Raw genomic sequence first — 20,401 nt, forward strand, 5'->3', positions numbered from 1 at the left:
TATTCATCCTTTCTGTGTTTACTATACAACCTAAACTTAGCTTTAGGTCAAGAAAAATTTTTTATAAATTATAAATCGTTACCGGATAATTGTGTTCATAAAAATCCCTTCTTATATCCTATAAGCGCCAAAAAAGTCCGTTTATCGAAGCCGCTTCAAAATCTCCTGAAAATAGTCTGGAAGGTCTGCATGCCATTCCATATATTCTCCGGTGATTGGGTGGTCGAACCCGAGTACCCCTGCGTGTAATACCTGTCCCTGTGTGGCAAAAGGCTTCTGCTTCGGCCCATACACCTCATCCCCAAGCAATGGATGATTGATGCTTGCCATATGGACACGGATCTGGTGTGTCCGTCCGGTTTCAAGCTCGCATTCCACGAGGGAGAAGTTCTGCTTTAGCCGTTCAATCACACGGTAATGTGTGACGGCATGTCTGCCGTTTGGATCGATTGCCATTTTCTTGCGGTCGGTTTTGTGTCTGGTAATCGGTTTGTTAATCGTTCCCTCATCTGTGGCAAACTGATTGTAGACGATCGCTGTGTAGACACGGTGAATATCATGTACCTTGAACTTATCGGACAATACACGATGCGCCTGATCGCTCTTGCAGGCAACTAAAAGTCCGGTCGTATCCATATCAATCCGGTGAACGATTCCCGGTCGTAATACCCCATTGATGGAGGATAAGGAATCCTTACAATGGTACATCAGGGCATTGACGAGTGTTCCGCTTGTATGTCCCGGTGCCGGATGCACAACCATGCCCTTCGGTTTGTTGATGACAATGATATCATCATCCTCATAGACGATATCGAGTGGAATATTCTCCGGTTCGATGTCTAATTCTTCTGCTTCCGGGATCTCTACTGTGATCGTATCGCCTGCCCGGAGCTTGTAATTGGATTTAGCAGATTTGCCATTTACAGTTATGAAATTATCGTCTAACAGCTTCTGGATATACGAACGCGATTGGTCAGGTATCTGTTCAGTCAGATATTTGTCCAGTCGCGTGCCGATGTCTGTGGAAGCTGCGTCGATTGTAAATTCGTAAGTTTCCATATTGTAATATCTTAGTCTTTTTTTGATTTTGAGAATAACACATCAATTTCGTGGTCGTGATAGTAAAATGCACACAGTAAGATCAACACGATCATACTCACGGTCACATAGATATCCGCGACATTAAAAATCGGAAAATTGATCAGCCGGAAATCAAAGAAATCCACTACATAATGTAAAGAAATACGGTCAATCATATTTCCGATTGCGCCAGATACAAGGAACACCAGACAGACACGAATTGGGGTAAAGCGCCTGTTCTCTGGAATTTTTGCGTAAATACCTGCACAGACAAGCAACACAAGAACGGTCAGAATCAGGAAGATTATTCTGCCGTTTTTGAACATGCCCCATGCGATTCCGGTATTCTGAATATATGTCAAATGAAATACATTCTTGATCAGTGGATGTGATTCATATAACGCAAAGGATGTGCGTACGATGAATTTTGTGATCTGATCGAATGCAACAAGCAAACCGATACAAAGAATCGGTATTATATAGATTTTGATTTTATTTTTAGTATTCATCCTGATATCTTTCCTGTAATTCTTTGAGTGCCAGAAGCATATCTTCCTCGCTTACATCCATGTCGATATACGCGTGTCCGATCGTCTCTAACAAAATAAATTTGATTTTTCCACCGATGGCTTTCTTGTCGTTTTTCGTATAGGATACGATTGTTGCAAAATTCGCGTCGGCTGGCAGCTTTGGTACATGGTACGGTTTCATGCTGTGTAGGATATCTCGCAGCTCTGCCTGTGTAATATTCCCTTTTTTGTAGGAAATGATACTGGCAAGTGCACATCCGATCAGCACGCATTCTCCATGCAAAAATTCAAAATTCATGTATTTTTCGATGGCATGACCGAGAGTATGTCCAAAATTCAACAGTGCACGCTCTCCCTTTTCGGTCGGATCGTTTTCAACGACATTTTTCTTTACGACGTTGCTTTCGTAGATCATCTCTCCAACGGTAGGAAGATCAAGCGCTGCAATCTGTGCTTCGTTTTCCTTCAACCATATAAAATAATTGGCATTCTTGATCAGACCATGCTTGATGATCTCGCCCATACCCGAACAAAACTGGCGGTTCGATAATGTCTTTAACACAGACAGGTTCATATACACCAGTTTCGGCATATGAAAGGCGCCGACCATGTTCTTGTAGGAGTCAAAGTCCACACCGGTTTTTCCGCCGATGCTGGAATCAACCTGTGATAACAGGCTGGTTGGAATTTGGATAAAGTCGATACCGCGCAGATAGGTTGCGGCCGCATATCCGGTCAGATCACCGACCACACCGCCGCCGAGGGCGATCAGTACATCGTTTCGATCGAATTTTTCTTCAATCAGATGGGTGTACAGGTCTCTGACAACATTCAGATTCTTGCTTGCCTCTCCTTCTGGAAAGACAAAGGATGTTGTATATGTGCAGGCATCTTTGATAGAATGCAATATAGCATCCAAATACAAGGATGCTACATGACTTTCGGATACCACACAGATTTTACGGTTACTGTAGCCAAGTTCTTTTATCATACTGGGAAGTGCATCAAAGCTCTTTTCATATACGATATCGTAGATTGGCTTATCATCAAGATGGACAGTTAAATTCTTCATGGTAACTCTTCTTTCTGTATGTAATACGATATTTGATTAGATGAACTCAAATCCATCATCGTCGGTCTCGGCATCATCGTCTTCGCCTTCTCCGATCAACGCTGGTCCGTTGTTCTTTTTTGCTTCTACTTCGCCTTCGATGCTCTCTGCAGATTCTTCTGTATCTGTATCATCGTCGGACACTGATAAATGAGAAATCGTTGGAATCTCATCAATATCTGGCTCTTTTGGAACTGGCTCTGGTTTTACTTCCGGTTCCAGCTTTCTTTCTGGAGCTGGTTCCGGTGTCGGCTCCGGTTTTGCTTCCGGCTCTGGAGCACGTTCTGGTTCTGGACGCGCTTCCCGTTTTGGTTCTGGTTTTGGTTCCGGCTTCGGCGCTTTGGCTGCCTGAGCAGCGGCTTCCCTTGCTTTTTGAACTGCTGCTGCAGCTTCGGAGCTTCCGACAGTTGCCCGCTTCATTTTTTTACGTTCTTCCGCGGAATTGGCAACCTTCAAGGAAGATTTTTTCTCTTCTGAACCTTTTCCCTTTGCGTCAAATGGATTATAATCCTTTTGCTCCTTTGGCTTAAAAGGATCAACAAAATTCTCTCCGGCACTTAAAGATTGTGTATATACAGCGCTTGTGCTGGTTGTATCGCCACTGCCAAATCCACCATTAAATCCACCCAATGTAGATTCATCGCGCAACTGAGGATCTCCGGTGTAGGCACCAAACCCGTCACCTGCAGAGGCGGAAGCCTGTTTCTCCTCTCCACCCATGAGTGTCCATGCACGATCATCAATCATAGAGGATGGATCAAAATCCTGCTCGCCTAAGAACTCAAACTGCTTTTTCAGTAACGAACAGAAATTAGATTTGTAAGCGGTGTATTTTGCTTCTAATAATGCAATCTCATCTTCCAGACGCTCCAGACGTTTCTCTGCGTCAGACACAATGTTGTTTGCCTGAATTTTGGCATCACGAATAATCTCCTTTGCTTCCTTTGTTGCATTGGAGATAGTCTCTACGGTGTCTTTTTCCGCACGCTTCAAGCTTTTCTCAAGATGTGATTCTTTGGAACGATAATTCTGTAATGTATCGTTTAATATGGAGACCTTCTCTTTTAACTCCGCATTTGAACGATACAAGGATTCATAGCTTTCTGAAACACTGTCAAAAAATGTGTTTACATCTTTCTTGTCGTAACCCAAACCGACATGAAATTTCTTCTGTTGAATATCAACTGGTGTAAGCAACTTTCCAACCCCCCTATTCGTTTAGTACTGTACGTATGGTGTCAGGGCATCCTGACCAACCAATTCCTCTCTCAAATCTCCGGATACTTCGATATCCTGAGGTGTTGCAATAAATATGTTGGAAGATACCACATTCAAAGAGCCTCCCATTGCATAGCATGCACCGCCAACATAGTCGATGATTCGCTGTGCGACTGCGACATCCAAGCCCTCAATATTTATCACGATTGTTTTGTTTGCACGAAGGAAATCAATGACGGACTGTGCCTCATCTGTCTCCTGTGGTTTAATTACAAATACTTCACTACGGTTGCGGAAATCTGAGCTTCTGCTGTAAGACTTCTGGGAGTCCTTGAAATCAACCAGTTTGCCACTGGATGAACTGCCTGCAGTACTCCGATGTGTAGTCGATGCCTGCTGTGTAGCTGCTTCGTATTTGGAAGCGGAACGTGCAGCTGGCTTGCTGAAAGATGGTTTTGATTTCGATGCACGTGGTTTTACATCTTCATAATCATCGTCGTCATCGTCATCATAATCATCGTCGTCAAACAGATCGTCATCGAACTCATCTTCATCATCATCTATATTTTTGACTTTGAAAAAATCAAGAAAACTCTTTTTACCTGCATCCTTTGCCATAACCTTATTCTCCTTAATTAAATATTATAATTTCGCGCACCGAAAATGGCGGTTCCGACACGAATCATAGTCGCGCCCTCCTCGACGGCGATTTCATAATCATTGGTCATTCCCATTGATAAAACACTCATATCAATATTATCAATGCATTTGGATTTTATGTCAAGCGATAATTGGTGCATTTTACGGAAATAAACACGATTTTCTTCTGGATTTTCCACAAATGGAGCGATCGTCATGAGTCCCATAACATGAACATGCGGCATATCCTTGATCGCGTCAATCAAAGCGTAAACCTCATCCTCCCGGATTCCAAATTTTGTTTCTTCCTGTGCAATGTTGACTTCGAGAAGAACCTTTGCAACTACCCCTTTTTTAGCAGCCTCCTTCTCAATTTCTTTTGCCAGATGCACCGAATCCACACTGTGGATCAGACATGCCTTATCTACAATATATTTTACTTTGTTTGTCTGCAGATGTCCGATTAAGTGCCAGTGAACCGGTTTGGATACATGTTCGTATTTATCAACCATCTCCTGCACTTTGTTCTCACCAAATTCCATCACACCATGTGAAAGTAATTCCTCTACATCGGATAATGGTTTGGTTTTGCTGACTGCAATGATCGTAATATCCTGAAAATTTCGGCCGGAGCGTTCACACGCTTTTTTGACATTTGCAACTACCTGTTCATAATTTTCGTATAGCATCTTGATCAAGACCTTTCTAATTTTTAATATATAAGCTGATTTTCTGTGACACTTTGTGCATCCAGCACGATGTTATCGTAGGCTTTTAGCTCTTCGCCACTTTCAATCAGAACAAATTCGTCGATTGTTTTAATCACAGTTACCCGGCGGAATTCTGCAATACCCTGATTGGCAAAATAAACACCGGTCAGTGGATATAATTCTAACAACGATGCTGCAATCGTAGCATTCGAGGTAATATTGACCAGAATGTCAGAATCCTCAAAGCCTTCTGGATCAACATAGGCGTATTTCTCGTCTGTCTTATAAATCTTTGGCTGCATCTGCTGTATAGTTTTGTTCCCATTGTCATCGGTCCGCTGCAGGTTGAGACGGTTCTCGTTACTTTGGTTACTGCCTGCAGACAGATAGCTGAGCGGAATCCGATAGACCTGCTTTTCTACAAGTGCAGACGAAGGAATTTTCAGACCACTCTCATCGGACTGAATCAGTTCCACAGTCACGAAACGCTCGGACAGATAATTTGACATATATTTATCGATGGCAATGTTGATATAAGAGCCATCGGAACCTTCAATAATTGTAAAAGGCATCGTAATCGTAAAGTTCGAATTGTTGATACGGAACTTCACATATGACTGCCCGTCCAATTCTGCAAGCTGATCCTGTGAGATCGGCGCAACGATGTTCCACTGTTCGGATGGGATGATCTTCACGATAGTGGAACCGGCTTCTGCATAATCCCCGGATTTCATCGCCTTTTTATCGTATCCGGCTTTATCAAAATCGGAAGCTTTGATCTTTTCAGAAATCTGATAATTCTCATATCCGTCAATGTAATATGTTACAAGCCCGCTGTCTGGGGCACTGACCGAAGACAGTCCGCGTCCAGAGGAGCCTGCCTGCTGCATCAGTACTTCGTTTGTCAGCTCGAATACCTTGTTGTTAGCGCTTGTCTCGAAGCTGTACGCGTTGTAAAAGGTTACATCGCTGTATGATAACTTGTAAGAAGATATCAGGGAACGGATGCTTGCATAGTCATTACTTGACAACAGTGCGTTGTAATTGCTGTCAGAATTATTTTCAGTATTATAGATCTCTCCGGTCTCATCAATGGTACATACAGTAGAGTTCTTTTTTACTTTTTCTCCATCGGTGATATAGTAACAGAGATAACCGGATTTCTGTGTGTTTACGATAACCTCGTCACGGATTGCAAGTCCCTGTAAGGTAATATCATTGCTGACATCACCTTTGCTGACCTGATAAATCGTAACGGATTCTTTGCTGAGCGAAGATACGACGCTGATTACGACATACAGCAAAACCGCTGCAATAACTATGGTTGCAGCGTTTGCACGTATCTCTTTATTCAGTTGTATAATACGGTTTGGTTGTTTCATATCCTCACCTGATTGTGTGTATTTTACAGTTTACAGACAACATTGGCTGCATATTCTGCTGGCAACATGGATTCTTCCACGGCAGTACTGATGACAAATGTAACATTGTATTTTTCGGAAATCTTATCAATCTCTTTCAATGCAGCGCCAAGTGCATCTGCCTCGATGTTACACATCATCATGAAGTTATCCAAAAAGATGTGAGTTACATTATGGTTGGAAGAAATCAGTCCCTGAATAAAGCCCATAAAGGCATCTGGGGATTGAATATCGTACTCGTGCAGATTGACGAGCCGGATGACATTAGAAAGTTCATACATATGCTTGTTGCTCTTATCAATGTAAATGATAGAACCGCTAGTACGCTTGCTTTCGTTGTTCGCTCTTTCCACCATTTTGCGTGTTTTACCGTTTCCTTTTGCTCCAATAATTAGTTCCAGCATCTCATGTCCTCCTTAGTCTGTTAAACATAATAAACGTATAATAGAATTGTATAAGTCCGCTTTGGAATTGCCGGATGATGCGACAACTACATAGTCCTTACCGTCCTTGGTCAGATACATGGCAAGACAGTTACCAGCTCCATCGGTCGTTCCTGTTTTCCAGGATTCCAGATGGAAGGTCGCTGGCAGAGACACTTCTCCCGTAACAAATAAATTTGTTGCGGTGCTTTCGGTATCAATTGCTGCGCCATTGGAATCATAAAACGTATAAGTATATGTATCAAAACCATCAATATCCCGTAGGATCTGATGATTGTGGACTTCTTTTACAATGAGGTACATGTCATATGCGGTCGAATAGTGATTTGGATCGTCCAGTCCGTGTGGATTCATAAAATGAGTGTTTGTAGCTCCGAGCTCCAGGGCTTTCTGATTCATACGGTCACAGAAGCTTTGGATATCCCCACCCACATACTCTGCCAGATACAGGGCATAATAATTGTTGGATTCTAACATCAGCCCATACAACAGGTCTTTTACGGAAATGGTATATCCACGATGCAACTGGCTGGGGGCAACATCTTCTGCTGTCAGATCATAGTTTTGTGTGATCTCAACCATATCATCGAGTGAAATGGTTCCGGCTTCAATGGCATCAGCCACAACAATTGCAGTCATCATCTTCGTCATACTTGCCGGATACATACGTTGATGTACATTTTTGGCGGCAAGTACCGTCTGGTCGGATTCATTGATTAAAAGAGCGTAATAGTCTTCGGGAAACAAATCCGCCTGGGTACGGTCGTCACGATAAACAATCGTGTCCTCCTGATGGAAATCAACATTGTCCGATTGATGAACCAGGTGGTCGATCACGTAAGTAGCGGAATCAACATCAGGATACGCTGCCTTTACGTGATTGTTGATAATACAGACAATAGATACAAACAATACCAACAGTACAAGTATTATTAAATTTCTAGTTAAATATTTACTTCGCATAGTTTTTTAGTGCTTAAACAGTTCTCGCCAATCTAAGTCACCACGATCCAACGCTTTGATCAGCAATTCCGCGGTTGCAAGATTGGTTGCAAGTGGAATATTGTGAATATCACAAAGCGAAAAGATGTTATTGATATCTACATCGTGGCTCTTCTTGGTCTGTGGATCGCGTAAAAATATCATCATGTCCAGATCATTGCTCTCAATCATGGCACCGAGCTGCTGCTCTCCTCCGGTATGCCCGGCGAGGAACTTGTGGACAGTCAGATTGGTAACCTCTTCAATCATACGTCCTGTCGTTCCGGTTGCATAAAGTTCATGATGAGACATAATCCCCCGATAAGCGATACAGAAATTCTGCATTAATTTTTTCTTCGCATCATGTGCGATTAAACCGATGTTCATGTACGGTTCTCCTTAAGTAACATTATAGTCTTCCCTAGTAGCTTGTTTTTTGCATACTGACATTTAGCACGACTCCGATTCCAATCGAGATACTAATCAGGGAACTGAGCCCGTAGCTGATAAACGGAAGCGGTAGTCCGGTGTTTGGTATAACACCGGTTGCAACACCGACATTGATGAATGTCTGGTATGCGATCAGACAGCCCATTCCGGCTGCAATCAGCATGCCTTTTGTATCTTTTGCATTTCTCGCTACATGGATACATTGTAACACTATTAACAGTAGAATTGCAATAATTATTACACTTCCAACGAAACCAAGTTCTTCGCCGATGACAGAAAAAATGAAGTCTGTCTGCTGCTCCGAAATGAAATTTGCATCCTTTACTGTGGCGATGGTTGAAGTGTTTAAGCCTTTTCCAGTAAGCTGTCCGGAACCGATTGCCATAACGGAGTTATTCTGCTGTGTATAGTCGGAGCCGTACTGCCCTGGATAGATAAACTGCAGGATTCGGTTCACCTGGTAATCACGCAGCAAGTGTTGGTTTGGCCTCTGAATATACCACAGAAAGCTTCCAGCAAGTGGAACAAATACCAGCAGTGCAATTCCGATAATCTTATAGCTTAATCCAGACAGATATAACATTGTGACAAGAACCATAGCCAGACACAGAGTCGTGGACAGATCCGGTTCTACTGCGATCAGTGCCAGGGATAATCCAATCAGAAGCACAAACAGGCAAAGTCCTTTAAGTGTATTGATTTTATTATCTTCTTTCAGTTTATCCAGAAAGGTTGCAGTAAATAAGATCATAAGGATCTTGGAAAATTCGGATGGCTGGAACTGAATACCTCCGCTTCCGCCAATCATGATCCATCGTTTTGCATAATTGACTTCCACACCAAAAAAGATAACGGAAAGTAATATAACCGCGTTAATGATGAAAAACACACGGTAAAACCGGCACACAAAGTCGTAATTTAATAGAGAGACAAAAATCATAATGATAACGCCAAGCCCAATACCGATGGTCTGTTTGGGCGTGAATGAACTGTCTGCACTGTTGATCATGACAACGCCACAGATCATGGCAATGATGACGGTAATCAGTAATTTGAAATTATAGTCTCTGAGACTGAATCTTGTGAACATCTTTATCCTTCTTCTTTAACCAGCCGAACAAGCGGCTCCTTTTTTCTTCTTTTGCGAGATCCTGCCCGCAGATCCGCATGGCAATGTGGTCGTAGGCACGTCCTGCAACACAGTTTTTTGTTGCAATCGGTGTTCCACGGTTACTTGCGATGACGATATTCTCATCGTCGTAGACGCTTCCGATATGGTTGACCCCAAGGATTTCTACAACGTCTTCTACAGACATCATCTCGCCCCGCTTGACCATATCCTGTCGTACTCGGTTTACTACAAGGTCAATCCGTGGTATCTCGTTTGCATTTAAGATTCCAATGATGCGGTCAGCATCCCGGATAGCAGAAACCTCTGGTGTGGTCACGACGATCGCACGTTTTGCAGCAGCAATAGCATTTTTAAATCCCTGTTCGATGCCTGCCGGACAATCGATAATTATGTAATCATAATCTGGCTTGAGCTGATTGATGAGTTTGATCATCTGCTCTGGAGAGACGGCGCTTTTGTCGCGCGTCTGGGCTGCCGGGAGCAGAGATAGCGTATCACACTGCTTGTCACGGATGATTGCCTGTTGATGGCGGCAATTTCCTTCTACGACATCGACCAGATTATAAACAATTCTGTTTTCAAGCCCCATGACAACATCCAGATTCCGAAGTCCGATATCGGTATCAATCAGCAGAACTTCAAATCCATGTCTGGCAAGGGCGTATCCTATATTTGCGGTTGTCGTAGTCTTTCCGACACCGCCTTTTCCTGATGTAACAACGATCACTTCACTCATGATAAATCCTCCAGTCTATTTCAGGCTATATACGAACGTATCAGGTTTCCCTTTGCACCCGGAGGTTGCAGCACCGTGGAGTGCTCCGATGATAATGATATTGCCCTCGGATTCAACGCTGGCACCTGATTCCACATCTCCGACAATCACGATGCTGGCGGCTGCCTGTATGGATTGTCCGTTCTTTAAGTTGCCTATATAAAATAGACCGTTTTTATCGGAGTAAATTGATTTCTTCTTAGGCTTTTCGATGGAACGCGGTCTGCGTCCGATGCGAATGCCTTTGTCGTTTAGTGTATCGATGATTTGCTGTTTTTCGTCCTCTGTCAGATCCTTACCTTCAAAGGTAACGGTAATCGGTTTGATGTTCGCATAATATCTTCCGGTTGTTTGAAGCTTATCAGAAAGACAGGTAACCACCTGACTTATGGTAGCATCCGGCGATATAATCAGTCGAATCCCCGCTTTGTTACCTTTCATCATAACGGGACTAATCATACTCCACCTCTCTTTGACTAATCTTGGGACGGCGTTGCGTTGCCGCTCATTTCGGCACCAACTAATTTATCTGGATCATACATGTATGCATAGATGAATCCAGCCAATTCTCTGGCATTGGCGGAGGAATAACCATTTTGGATAACACAGGTTACGGATACTTCCGGACTTTCATATGGTGCGTAGGATACAAATAACGCGTGATCCGGCTTGTCTTCACTCTCCTGCGCGGTTCCGGTTTTTCCGGCGACATGAACATTGATCCGGTTGATCAATTCGTCGGAACCAGCCGAATACGCAACCACGTTTCGCATACCCTGATGGACGGCGTCCCACGTGGAGCTGGCAAGCTGCACCTGATTTTTCACTTCTGCATGATTGTCCAAAATGACATTTCCCTCGTAGTCGGTTACTTTATCGATCAATGTGAGGTTATAACAGGTTCCGCTGTTGGCAATGGTTGTCACATAGCGGGATAACTGGACGGGTGCATAGATGTTTTTTGCCTGTCCAATGGCGCTTCGAACGGAGTCGTTATCAGAGATATGCGGCTCGATTTCCGGAAGCTCCAGACCAGATTTGTCTCCAAGGCCGAACAGCTCTGCGTATTTCTGAATCCGTTCAACACCGTAGGCATCGTTATAGGAGCCATCTTTAATCGCCAGATCATATCCGAGGTTGTAAAAGAACAGGTTGCAGGAATGCTGAATACCACCCACGACATTCAATCCTCCGTGTGCACTGTTGCCCCAACATTTTGGAGACGGTGTGATCTTTTCAAAAAGTCCGTTACAGAAGTAAATCGATCCGGTGTCAATTACTCCCTCCGTGAGTCCTGCAATCGCAACAAGCGGTTTGTAGGTGGAACCTGGCGCGGTACGCTGCTGGCTGGCACGGTTGTATAGAGGCGTTGTCTTATCGGCTAACAGCTGATTATAATAAGCGGTATCTACCTCGTTGGTCAGATAGTTGTTATCGTAGCTTGGATAGCTGACATATGCTTTGACATCTCCAGTGTTGACGTCAGTCACGATCGCTGAACCGGAACAGATATCCAGTGCCAGCATGGCAGGCGTAATCTCCTGATTCTGGATTTTTTTACGCATAAAGTCATAGGCACCGTAATTTCCAGCGAGGTATTCCTGATACTCGGTGTCACCGTCGACGTTCAAAATTCCCTGATCATACAGAAGCTGTACAACTGCATCTCCGGTTATCATTCCGGATTGTAGCATAACTTTGATCACGAGTTTGTCGAATTCACTGTCTGTACTTAAATATTCAATAATATAATCGCATAATGCGTTATAAATCTCGTCATTATCATAATAATCGCTTTCAACCTTCAAAGCGGACAGGTCGATCGCCTCCTGGCTGATTGCATATTTCAGATAATGTTCCAGAGACGTTACATTGTTTGTATAGTCGATAAACTCCTGATCGTCTTTGTCAATCATGGAGGTATGGAAAATATTGTTGTCGCTCAAAACCTCACAGATATATTCCATGTAATGCTGATAGTTCTCATCCAGCTCAGAAAGCGGCGTGAAGGTAGATGTCAAAATAGTATCCAGATTGTCAAGGGTTGCCTGTCTCTGGGCATCGATTGCCTGAATCGTTGCTTTTTCAGTATCCGTTGCATCTTCTGCGCGCATATCATCCTGTGACAGGATGTTGTTATTAAACAATCCAAAATAAACATCAGAGATTGCGATGCTGGCATTTTCCTTGGCAATTACGTTATAGGCGGGTGTCAGATACGATAAAATGATCGAGGTAATCTCATCTTCCAGCGTATCATAACAGTATTTCTGCAGATTTAAATCCAGAGTCAGATAGACATCGTTTCCGGCTGTTGCGGGTTTGGATTCAACAGTGTCAATAACTTTACCAAGGTTATCGACATACATCGTCTCAAGGCCATTTGTACCGCGCAGATAGGACTCACAATACTGCTCAATACCGGTTTTTCCGATCATTTCTTCGTTTGTATACTGCTCCTCATCTGAAAGCTCTGCATTTTTTTCTTTCATTTCCTCATCGGAAATGGCACCGATATAGCCGATGACATGGGCGAAATATTTGGCGTCGTTGTAGCGGCGCAGGGATTTGACGGAGACAGACATGCCAGGAAGCTCATCTGCATGCTCTGTAATCGCTGCATTGCTTGTCTCACTGATGTCATAAGCGATGGTAACCGGAACATACTGCTGATAGCGGTTCATCCACAACTTGTAACGTACGCCGACAATCTTTAAATCTGCTTCTTTGCTATAAGAATCTGAAACATCAAATACTTTGGTATTCAGATATTCCATGATATCGTCCGCAGTTGCATTTTTCTGTTCGTCAGGCATGGAATCATAATCGGTTTTTGCATAGACATCCTTCAGGAAATTTTTCAACTGCTGGTCTTTGACTGTAAACTGGAAGTTCCCATTTGCATCAAGCTTGATCGGGAAATCCAATGTCAGGGAGTCGCCGTTTTTCTCTAATATGGAGATTGTCTCGTCGACAATCTGGTTTTTCAATTCATTCTCGCTGATCTTCAGGTTCTTTGCCATCGTTGTCTGTGCGTTGTCATTACTGAAAACAACCGAGTAAGAAAGCTCATTGTAGGCGAGCAGGTTTCCATTGCAGTCGTAAATATTTCCACGCACGGAATCAATCGTCAAAGTCTTCTTTGACTTGTAGACGAAATTCTCCATATGCTCTTCTCCCTCTTTGATCTGCAACACAAAAAGCTGATGTACCAGAATCGAGAAAAGTACAAGGACGACAACTGTAACCGGAAACAGACGGCTTTTTACATAGTCGACAATAATCTCTTTAATTGATTGTAATATCTCACGTAACATAGATTACTCATCTTCCTTTAAACGTTTGTTGATCTTTACATAGAGCTTGTAAATGATCACCGTTAACAAAGCGGTACATAAAATCTCCGGCAGAATCACATGCAGAAGGTATACACCGTAATTCGTTTTATTCTTTAATAAGAAACTGACAATATAGATAATCGTGTTAAACAGAAAATCATCCACAATAATTACGATCAAAGGCAGTAATACATCTTCAATCATGTAGTTTTTGTGGAAGAATCCGTTAATATAACCAATAAACATGTACAAAAGCATATAGGGCCCGAGGATGCTGGAGAAAAATATATCCACCAGCAGACCGCTGCATGCACCGACCAGCAGACCTTCTTTTCTGCCGCGCATCAGTCCAAAGGACATTGTGAGGATCAGAAGAAGATTCGGTGTGATCACACTTAAACTGTGAAATCCAAACACCGTCGATTGTAATACAAAATTTATGACAATCAGAATTGCCAAAGTTATGATTCGTTTCAGTTTATGTTTCATAATTTGCTGCTTCCCTTACATTTGCTTACTCGTGGGAGACGGTCTTTTTTTCTGCCGTAATGACAAGCACATCTGTGATGTTTGAAAAATCAACTGCGGGTGTAATATAGGCAGTCATTGTCAGGTTGTTTGTGTCATAAGAGGTCTTTGCCACATAGCCGATGATCAGACCGGAATGATACAGGTCTGAAATCGGCGAGGTTACAACCTTATCTCCGATTGATACATTGGCGTCCTTATCAATATTTTCAACAAGCAGATAACCGCTATCATAGAGGTTCAGATCTCCCTCGACAGTACAGAGTGCATTTGCAGGCATGACCTTCGCACTGATATTGGAATTGTCATCGATGACTGCACGTACTTTGGCGTAATCATCAAAGCATTCCGTGATGATGCCTGCGACGCCATCGCCACACAAGACATTAGCACCCTTAAAAAGTCCCTGTTTGGTTCCCTTGTCAATATAGAATGTAGAAAACCACGAAGTGGAATCTTTTGCAAATACATGGGCAGCCGTCATCTCATAATCAGGATAGGATTCATCCAGATCATACAGATCCCGCAATTCCTGCAGTTCCAGCATTTTATTCTGATAGTTTGTGATCTCCTGCTTACAGGATGCAAGCTCTGCTTGCAGAGCTTCGTTTTCGTCGGTCAGTGTTTTGATTTCGTTCAGATTCTTCATTTTTGAATCCGTCCACAGACCGATCTCATTGATTCCTTTCTGAATTGGCGTGATCAGCTTGCTTGTAAAGCGCCTGATGCCTGCGACCTTTGGTGCAGCTGCATATGACAATACGATCAGCACGATGCCGATAATCGTAAATGTAAGTAACAGATATTTTGGATGGATATCTTTTCTTCGATCAAATCTCATAAAATGCCTCTTTCCAGCATACTTAAATAATGATCTCCAGCGACGATGATATGGTCAGATACCTGAATTCCAAGCAACTGCCCTGCATCGCGGATGCGAAGCGTCGATTGGATGTCTGCCTCACTTGGTGTAACGCGACCGGATGGGTGGTTATGTACCAGCACGATATGCACTGCCTCATAGCGCAGCGCGTGAATAAATATCTCGCGTGGTGACAGGTAAGTCTGATTGACCGTGCCAGAGGATAACTCCACTTCCTTGATTAAAGTATGCGCATTTGTAAGTAACAATAAAAAAGTTTTTTCAACGGATAAAAATCTGCACTTCTCCCTATAATACGCTCCAATTGTGTCAGGAGTATGAAATTCCAGTTTTTTTTGCAATTGTTCGAGATTCATCCGTTTGGATATCTCTGCCAGTGCAAGTAGCTGGATGGCTTTGACCTTCCCGATACCAGGGATTTTCGTCAGCTCCTGTGGCAGCAAAAACTGCAATCCAAGTAATCCTTTTTGCGTATCGTGTGCATTTAATACCTGATTTGCCAGATCCAGCACGCTGGCCTCTTTGGTGCCGGTTCGCATGATCAGGGATAACAGTTCCGCATCCGAAAGTGCGGAAACACCATACCGCTCTGCCTTTTCGTAAGGGCGTTCGCAGACAGCTAAATCTTTGACTAATATATGCATAAGCACTCCTTCCACCTCTCCGGGTGCGAGGCTTATCATCGCCTAGTCTAACATACTACAAGTCCTTTTTCTACCATTTTTTCAAGGGACATCATGATACCAAACTTTGCATGGGGATAGGTCAGTCCACCCTGAAAATATACGGCATATGGCTCTTTCATTGGAGCATCGGCAGAAAGTTCAATGGATGCACCGGATACAAATGCACCGGCAGCCATAATGACCTGACTGTCGTAACCTGGCATATCCCATGGGATTGGAGTTACAAAGCTGTCAACCGGTGCAGCCGCCTGAATTCCTTCACAGAATGCCTGGATATATTCCGGTTTTCCAAATTCTACTGCCTGAATGATATCATAACGAGGTTCTGTGGCATTCGGAACAGATTTAAAATGCAGGCGTTCATAGACATTAGCGGCAAAGATGGCGCCTTTTAATGCAGCTGCAGTTACAGTTGGTGCTAAAAACAGTCCCTGTGCGATTGGACGGGTTGCGTTCAAAGATGCACCGACTTCCTTTCCAAGTCCTGGTGTTGTAAGACGGTACGCGCAGTTTTCAATATATTCTTTCTTACCGCAGATATATCCGCCGATTGGAGCAAGTCCGCCACCCGGATTCTTAATCAGGGAACCGACAACCATATCTGCACCGACATCGGATGGCTCAATTGTCTCAACGAATTCGCCGTAGCAGTTATCAACCATACAGATCACGTCTGGCTTGATGGATTTCACAAATGCAATCAGTTCACCAATCTGTTCGACTGAAAGGGTTGGACGTACATCGTATCCCTTGGAACGCTGGATCTCGATCAGCTTTGTCTTCTCGTTGATGTTTTTCTTAATGTTATCATAGTCAAAACTGCCATCTGGCAATAAATCAACTTTGCGGAATGTAATGCCGAATTCGGCAAGAGATCCCTTGGATTCCCGGATACCAATAACTCCCTCTAAAGTATCATACACTTTTCCAACCGGGGACAAGATTTCATCGCCCGGACGCAAATTTGCGGACAGGGCAATGGATAGTGCATGGGTACCACAGGTAATCTGCTGACGTACCAATGCGTCCTCGGTGTGAAATACATGGGCGTAAATCTCTTCGACTGCTTCTCTTCCGCGGTCGTTGTAGCCGTATCCGGTCGTACCATTCAAATGGGACTCTGAAAATCCAGCTTTCTGCATAGCAGAGATTACCTTAATCTGGTTTTGTTCTGCAATGCGGTCGATCTCCTGAAATCTTGGAAGCAATGCCTGTTCGGTTGCTTCGCAGAAATCGTAGACCGATTCCTTGATGCCAAGACTTAAATAATAGTTTTTAATTTCATCGGTTGCACTCATAATATTCTCCTGTAATTGATCATTGCAAAATTATCGTATATTTTTCTCTGCAAGATGCGTCATGATTGCATCTTCCAGCTTCTGGTCTGCGTTTAAGATATCCTTGTCGAGCCAGATTACGTCCCGTTCCCGCCGAAACCAGGTAAGCTGACGCTTTGCAAAGTGTCTGGTGTCGCGTTTTAATATCCGGATGGCTTCTGGAAGATCGTATTCGCCGTTCAGATATCCAAGGATTTCTTTATATCCAATCCCCTGCATGCTTGTATCCTCTGTGGTTAAATGGTAGGTGTCGACTAAAGAACGAACTTCTTCCACAAGCCCGGAGGCAAGCATTTCGTCAATGCGCTGCTCGATTGTCTCATACAAGGCTGCACGGTTTCTTGTCAGCACAAAATATGCAAAGTTATATGGAGACGTCTTCTCACGCTCGATCTCATTGTGTGTCGAAAATTTCTTTCCAGTCTGATGGAAATATTCCAATGCCCGGATCACACGTTGCCGGTTATTGGCATGGATTGCTGCGGCGGATTCCGGATCACATTCTGCAAGCATCGTGTGCAGACAATCGTTTCCCTTTTCGTCTCCAAGGGTTTCTAATTCTTTTCGGTAGCCATCCTCGGTTTCTTCATCAAAGGAAATATCATATAAAAGAGCTTGAATATAAAATCCCGTTCCTCCAGTGATGATCGGGATATGTCCGCGCTCATAGATACCAGCCATCGCTTCTTCTGCATATTTCTTGAATTCCATAACATTAAAACTGTCCTTTGGTTCTAAGATATCAATCAGATGATGCGGGATGCCCTGCATTTCTTCTGGTGGAATCTTCGCTGAACCGATATCAAAATGTTTGTACACCTGAATGGAATCGGCGGATACGATCTCTCCGCCTACATTGTTTGCAAGCTTTAAGGAAAGCGCTGTCTTTCCGACTGCGGTTGGGCCGGTCAGTATGATTAAATTGTTCTTTTTTTCTGTATTTGTCATAATTGATGTAGGTATTGTTTCATTTTGTGTGTTCGTCCGCAAGGATTATGAAACGATACGGTGGAATTTCTTTTCCAGTTCGGTCTTACTCATAGAGATGATGGTTGGTCTGCCGTGTGGACACGTATATGGGTTTTCCAGACTGAGCAGCTTGTCAACCAAGGCATCAATTTCCTGAAAGGATAACTTCATATTTCCCTTTACTGCCGCTTTACATGCCATAGTAGATAATTTCTTGACAAAAATATCATTCGACATGTAACCGGAATTCTGAATCAGGGAGCCGACAAACTCTAAGAACATATCCCGTCCATGCAGACCAAAAAGGTTGGATGGAATTGCGTTGATCTTGAATTCATTGCCGCCAAATTCCTCGATATCATAGCCAATTTTCATAAACAAATCAAAGTTATCTAAGATTGCCTGCCGCTCTGCATAGGTAACGGTAATTACCATAGGCGGTAAGAGCTGCTGGGAAAACACCTGTTTATTCTTGAGGTTTTCCATCAGTTCTTCGTATTTTACCTTCTCATGTGCGGCATGCTGATCCATGATATAAAGATTGTCATTGTATTCAATCAGCCAGTATGTCTCAAATACCTGACCGATCACACGGTGCGAAAGCCGCGCTTTTTCCGTCAGAAAATCATCGTCAAAGAGCGTTTCCTGCTTGCCAACCGTGTATTTGTAGGCTGCTGAATTTTTGTCCATTTTAGACAGATCCGGCTTGTTGGATGGTTCCGCTGGCTGGACCTGTGTTGGCTCAGAATTGTCTGGCTGAGACGTTGTACTATTCTGTTGCACAGTCTGAGACGCGGTTGCTGCGTAATTGCCCTGCCGTACTGCCTGAGCAGTTGTTGAACCGCCCTGCTGCTGTATTGGCTGAGCTGAAGTGGTTGATTTGTTCGGCTGCGGTGCTTGTGCAGATGGTGCATATACAACGCCATCGTCGGCAACCATATCAGCGATGTTCGGGAGCGGTGTCCCATTCTTGGCAGCTTCCTGCTCTTCTGCTTTCCGAAGAGATTCCAGAATCTTGTAAGTCGGACTGTAGCTTCCGGCACGGACGTTTTTCTGTGGAATTGTCTGTGACTGTGCCCGTCTCACCTCAAAAGGCTCTGCGGGTTTTTGCTCCGGGTGGGAAATCACAGGGGAGGCAATTGGTTTTTCTCCCTCTTTCGGTATGATCTCCTTGTGGGTCAGAGCCAGCTTTACGGCTGTACAACAGACCTCAAACAGCTTCTTCTCGTTATCATATTTGAATTCCATCTTGGTCGGATGGACATTGACATCGCATTTTTCCTGTGGCAGATCCAGATACAGCACGGTAAATGGAAATTTGTGCTGCATTACAAAGGTACGGTAACCTTCTTCAATCGCGCGGTTTACGACGTTGCTTTTAATGTACCGGTGATTGATAAAATAATTTTCAAGTCCACGGTTTCCTCTTGCGATAAAAGGCTTGCCGATAAATCCAGACAGATGAATATCACCGTCAGTGTAATCAATTGGAATCAGATTGGCAGTGATATCTCTGCCGTATAACTGATAGATTGTATCCTTCAGCTTTCCGTTTCCGGAAGTATCAATACGTGTCTGTCCGTTTGCAATCAGTTTAAAGGATATTTCCGGATGTGACAGTGCAATTCGCGTCAAAAGGTCAAAAATATAGGAACCTTCTGTCATGGCAGACTTCAAAAACTTCTTACGTGCCGGTGTATTGAAAAACAAATTCCGAACAACAATCGTGGTGCCGTTTGGCACACCGACATCTTTGTATTCGATTTCCTTTCCACCGTGGATGACATATTTGATTCCAGTCAGGTCGGTCGCGGTTTTTGTGATCATTTCCGTCTGTGAGACGGCTGCAATCGTAGAAAGTGCCTCACCACGGAAACCAAGCGACAGGATGGAATTTAAGTCTTCCGCATGTTCAATCTTACTTGTTGCATGACGCATATATGCCATGCGCACTTCTTCCTTTGGAATGCCGCAACCGTTATCGGTCACGCGGATAAAGGAAGTTCCGCCGTCCTTAATCTCAACGGTCACTGCGGTGGAGCCAGCATCAATGGCATTTTCCAAAAGCTCCTTTACGACAGAGGATGGACGTTCAATAACTTCGCCGGCTGCAATTTTATCGATGGTCGCTTTATCTAATACTCTAATCATATGTTATGTACCCTCATAG

General features: G+C 43.6%; 20 protein-coding genes. All 20 read right to left on the reverse strand.

Annotated elements, in window-relative coordinates:
• Positions 1-141 precede the first annotated feature (141 nt).
• From H9Q76_RS06680 to mutL, 20 genes are read right to left on the reverse strand one after another with little or no spacing between them, the layout of a single operon-like run.
• Entirely contained in the window at positions 142-1,059 is a 918-nt protein-coding gene (locus H9Q76_RS06680; RefSeq protein ID WP_021985516.1) for an RluA family pseudouridine synthase, read from the reverse strand.
• Between the two features lie 11 nt (positions 1,060-1,070).
• Positions 1,071-1,589, reverse strand: a complete 519-nt coding sequence (gene lspA, locus H9Q76_RS06685; protein ID WP_021985515.1) for a signal peptidase II — start codon at positions 1,587-1,589, stop codon at positions 1,071-1,073.
• Positions 1,579-2,682 (reverse strand): 3-dehydroquinate synthase, encoded by a 1,104-nt coding sequence (gene aroB / locus H9Q76_RS06690; RefSeq protein ID WP_249321866.1) that lies wholly within the window; start codon positions 2,680-2,682, stop codon positions 1,579-1,581. Before aroB ends, lspA begins: the two co-directional genes overlap by 11 nt.
• Positions 2,683-2,718: 36 nt before the next feature.
• Positions 2,719-3,918 carry a DivIVA domain-containing protein gene (locus H9Q76_RS06695; protein WP_118734123.1) on the reverse strand — a complete coding sequence of 400 codons (1,200 nt, stop codon included), beginning with the start codon at positions 3,916-3,918 and terminating at the stop codon, positions 2,719-2,721.
• Between the two features lie 21 nt (positions 3,919-3,939).
• Positions 3,940-4,557 (reverse strand): cell division protein SepF, encoded by a 618-nt coding sequence (locus tag H9Q76_RS06700; RefSeq protein ID WP_021985512.1) that lies wholly within the window; start codon positions 4,555-4,557, stop codon positions 3,940-3,942.
• 17 nt (positions 4,558-4,574) lie between these two features.
• On the reverse strand, positions 4,575-5,267 hold the full coding sequence (locus tag H9Q76_RS06705) for a YggS family pyridoxal phosphate-dependent enzyme (protein ID WP_021985511.1): 693 nt from the start codon (positions 5,265-5,267) through the stop codon (positions 4,575-4,577).
• A gap of 23 nt (positions 5,268-5,290) precedes the next feature.
• Entirely contained in the window at positions 5,291-6,670 is a 1,380-nt protein-coding gene (locus tag H9Q76_RS06710; protein WP_117780907.1) for an HlyD family efflux transporter periplasmic adaptor subunit, read from the reverse strand.
• 23 nt (positions 6,671-6,693) lie between these two features.
• Positions 6,694-7,113 (reverse strand): hypothetical protein, encoded by a 420-nt coding sequence (locus H9Q76_RS06715; protein WP_021985509.1) that lies wholly within the window; start codon positions 7,111-7,113, stop codon positions 6,694-6,696.
• A gap of 12 nt (positions 7,114-7,125) precedes the next feature.
• Complete coding sequence (locus H9Q76_RS06720; protein WP_021985508.1) at positions 7,126-8,115, reverse strand: D-alanyl-D-alanine carboxypeptidase family protein; 990 nt, start codon at positions 8,113-8,115, stop codon at positions 7,126-7,128.
• A gap of 6 nt (positions 8,116-8,121) precedes the next feature.
• Positions 8,122-8,520: a methylglyoxal synthase gene (locus H9Q76_RS06725; protein ID WP_021985507.1), complete on the reverse strand. Its 399-nt coding sequence runs from the start codon at positions 8,518-8,520 to the stop codon at positions 8,122-8,124.
• Positions 8,521-8,554: 34 nt separating this feature from the next.
• On the reverse strand, positions 8,555-9,673 hold the full coding sequence (locus H9Q76_RS06730) for an FtsW/RodA/SpoVE family cell cycle protein (RefSeq protein WP_021985506.1): 1,119 nt from the start codon (positions 9,671-9,673) through the stop codon (positions 8,555-8,557).
• A complete protein-coding gene (minD, locus tag H9Q76_RS06735; RefSeq protein ID WP_021985505.1) occupies positions 9,642-10,451 on the reverse strand; it encodes a septum site-determining protein MinD in 810 nt (269 codons plus the stop codon). Before minD ends, H9Q76_RS06730 begins: the two co-directional genes overlap by 32 nt.
• A 15-nt stretch (positions 10,452-10,466) precedes the next feature.
• Positions 10,467-10,949 (reverse strand): septum site-determining protein MinC, encoded by a 483-nt coding sequence (locus tag H9Q76_RS06740; RefSeq protein WP_021985504.1) that lies wholly within the window; start codon positions 10,947-10,949, stop codon positions 10,467-10,469.
• Between the two features lie 17 nt (positions 10,950-10,966).
• A complete protein-coding gene (locus tag H9Q76_RS06745) occupies positions 10,967-13,807 on the reverse strand; it encodes a penicillin-binding transpeptidase domain-containing protein (RefSeq protein WP_021985503.1) in 2,841 nt (946 codons plus the stop codon).
• Positions 13,808-13,810: 3 nt separating this feature from the next.
• A complete protein-coding gene (mreD, locus tag H9Q76_RS06750; RefSeq protein ID WP_021985502.1) occupies positions 13,811-14,317 on the reverse strand; it encodes a rod shape-determining protein MreD in 507 nt (168 codons plus the stop codon).
• 25 nt (positions 14,318-14,342) lie between these two features.
• Positions 14,343-15,197 (reverse strand): rod shape-determining protein MreC, encoded by an 855-nt coding sequence (mreC, locus tag H9Q76_RS06755; RefSeq protein ID WP_242995424.1) that lies wholly within the window; start codon positions 15,195-15,197, stop codon positions 14,343-14,345.
• Entirely contained in the window at positions 15,194-15,883 is a 690-nt protein-coding gene (radC, locus tag H9Q76_RS06760) for a RadC family protein (RefSeq protein WP_021985500.1), read from the reverse strand. The genes mreC and radC overlap by 4 nt, the downstream gene beginning before the upstream one ends.
• A gap of 47 nt (positions 15,884-15,930) precedes the next feature.
• Positions 15,931-17,223, reverse strand: a complete 1,293-nt coding sequence (locus H9Q76_RS06765; protein ID WP_021985499.1) for a methionine gamma-lyase family protein — start codon at positions 17,221-17,223, stop codon at positions 15,931-15,933.
• A gap of 30 nt (positions 17,224-17,253) precedes the next feature.
• Positions 17,254-18,210 carry a tRNA (adenosine(37)-N6)-dimethylallyltransferase MiaA gene (miaA, locus tag H9Q76_RS06770; protein ID WP_021985498.1) on the reverse strand — a complete coding sequence of 319 codons (957 nt, stop codon included), beginning with the start codon at positions 18,208-18,210 and terminating at the stop codon, positions 17,254-17,256.
• A gap of 45 nt (positions 18,211-18,255) precedes the next feature.
• The gene (gene mutL / locus H9Q76_RS06775; RefSeq protein WP_021985497.1) at positions 18,256-20,382 is read right to left on the reverse strand and encodes a DNA mismatch repair endonuclease MutL; all 2,127 of its coding nucleotides are present in this window, start codon (positions 20,380-20,382) and stop codon (positions 18,256-18,258) included.
• Positions 20,383-20,401 lie beyond the last annotated feature (19 nt).

This window comes from Wujia chipingensis (assembly GCF_014337155.1).
In the GTDB taxonomy this organism is placed as follows: Bacteria; Bacillota; Clostridia; order Lachnospirales; family Lachnospiraceae; genus Coprococcus_C; species Coprococcus_C hominis.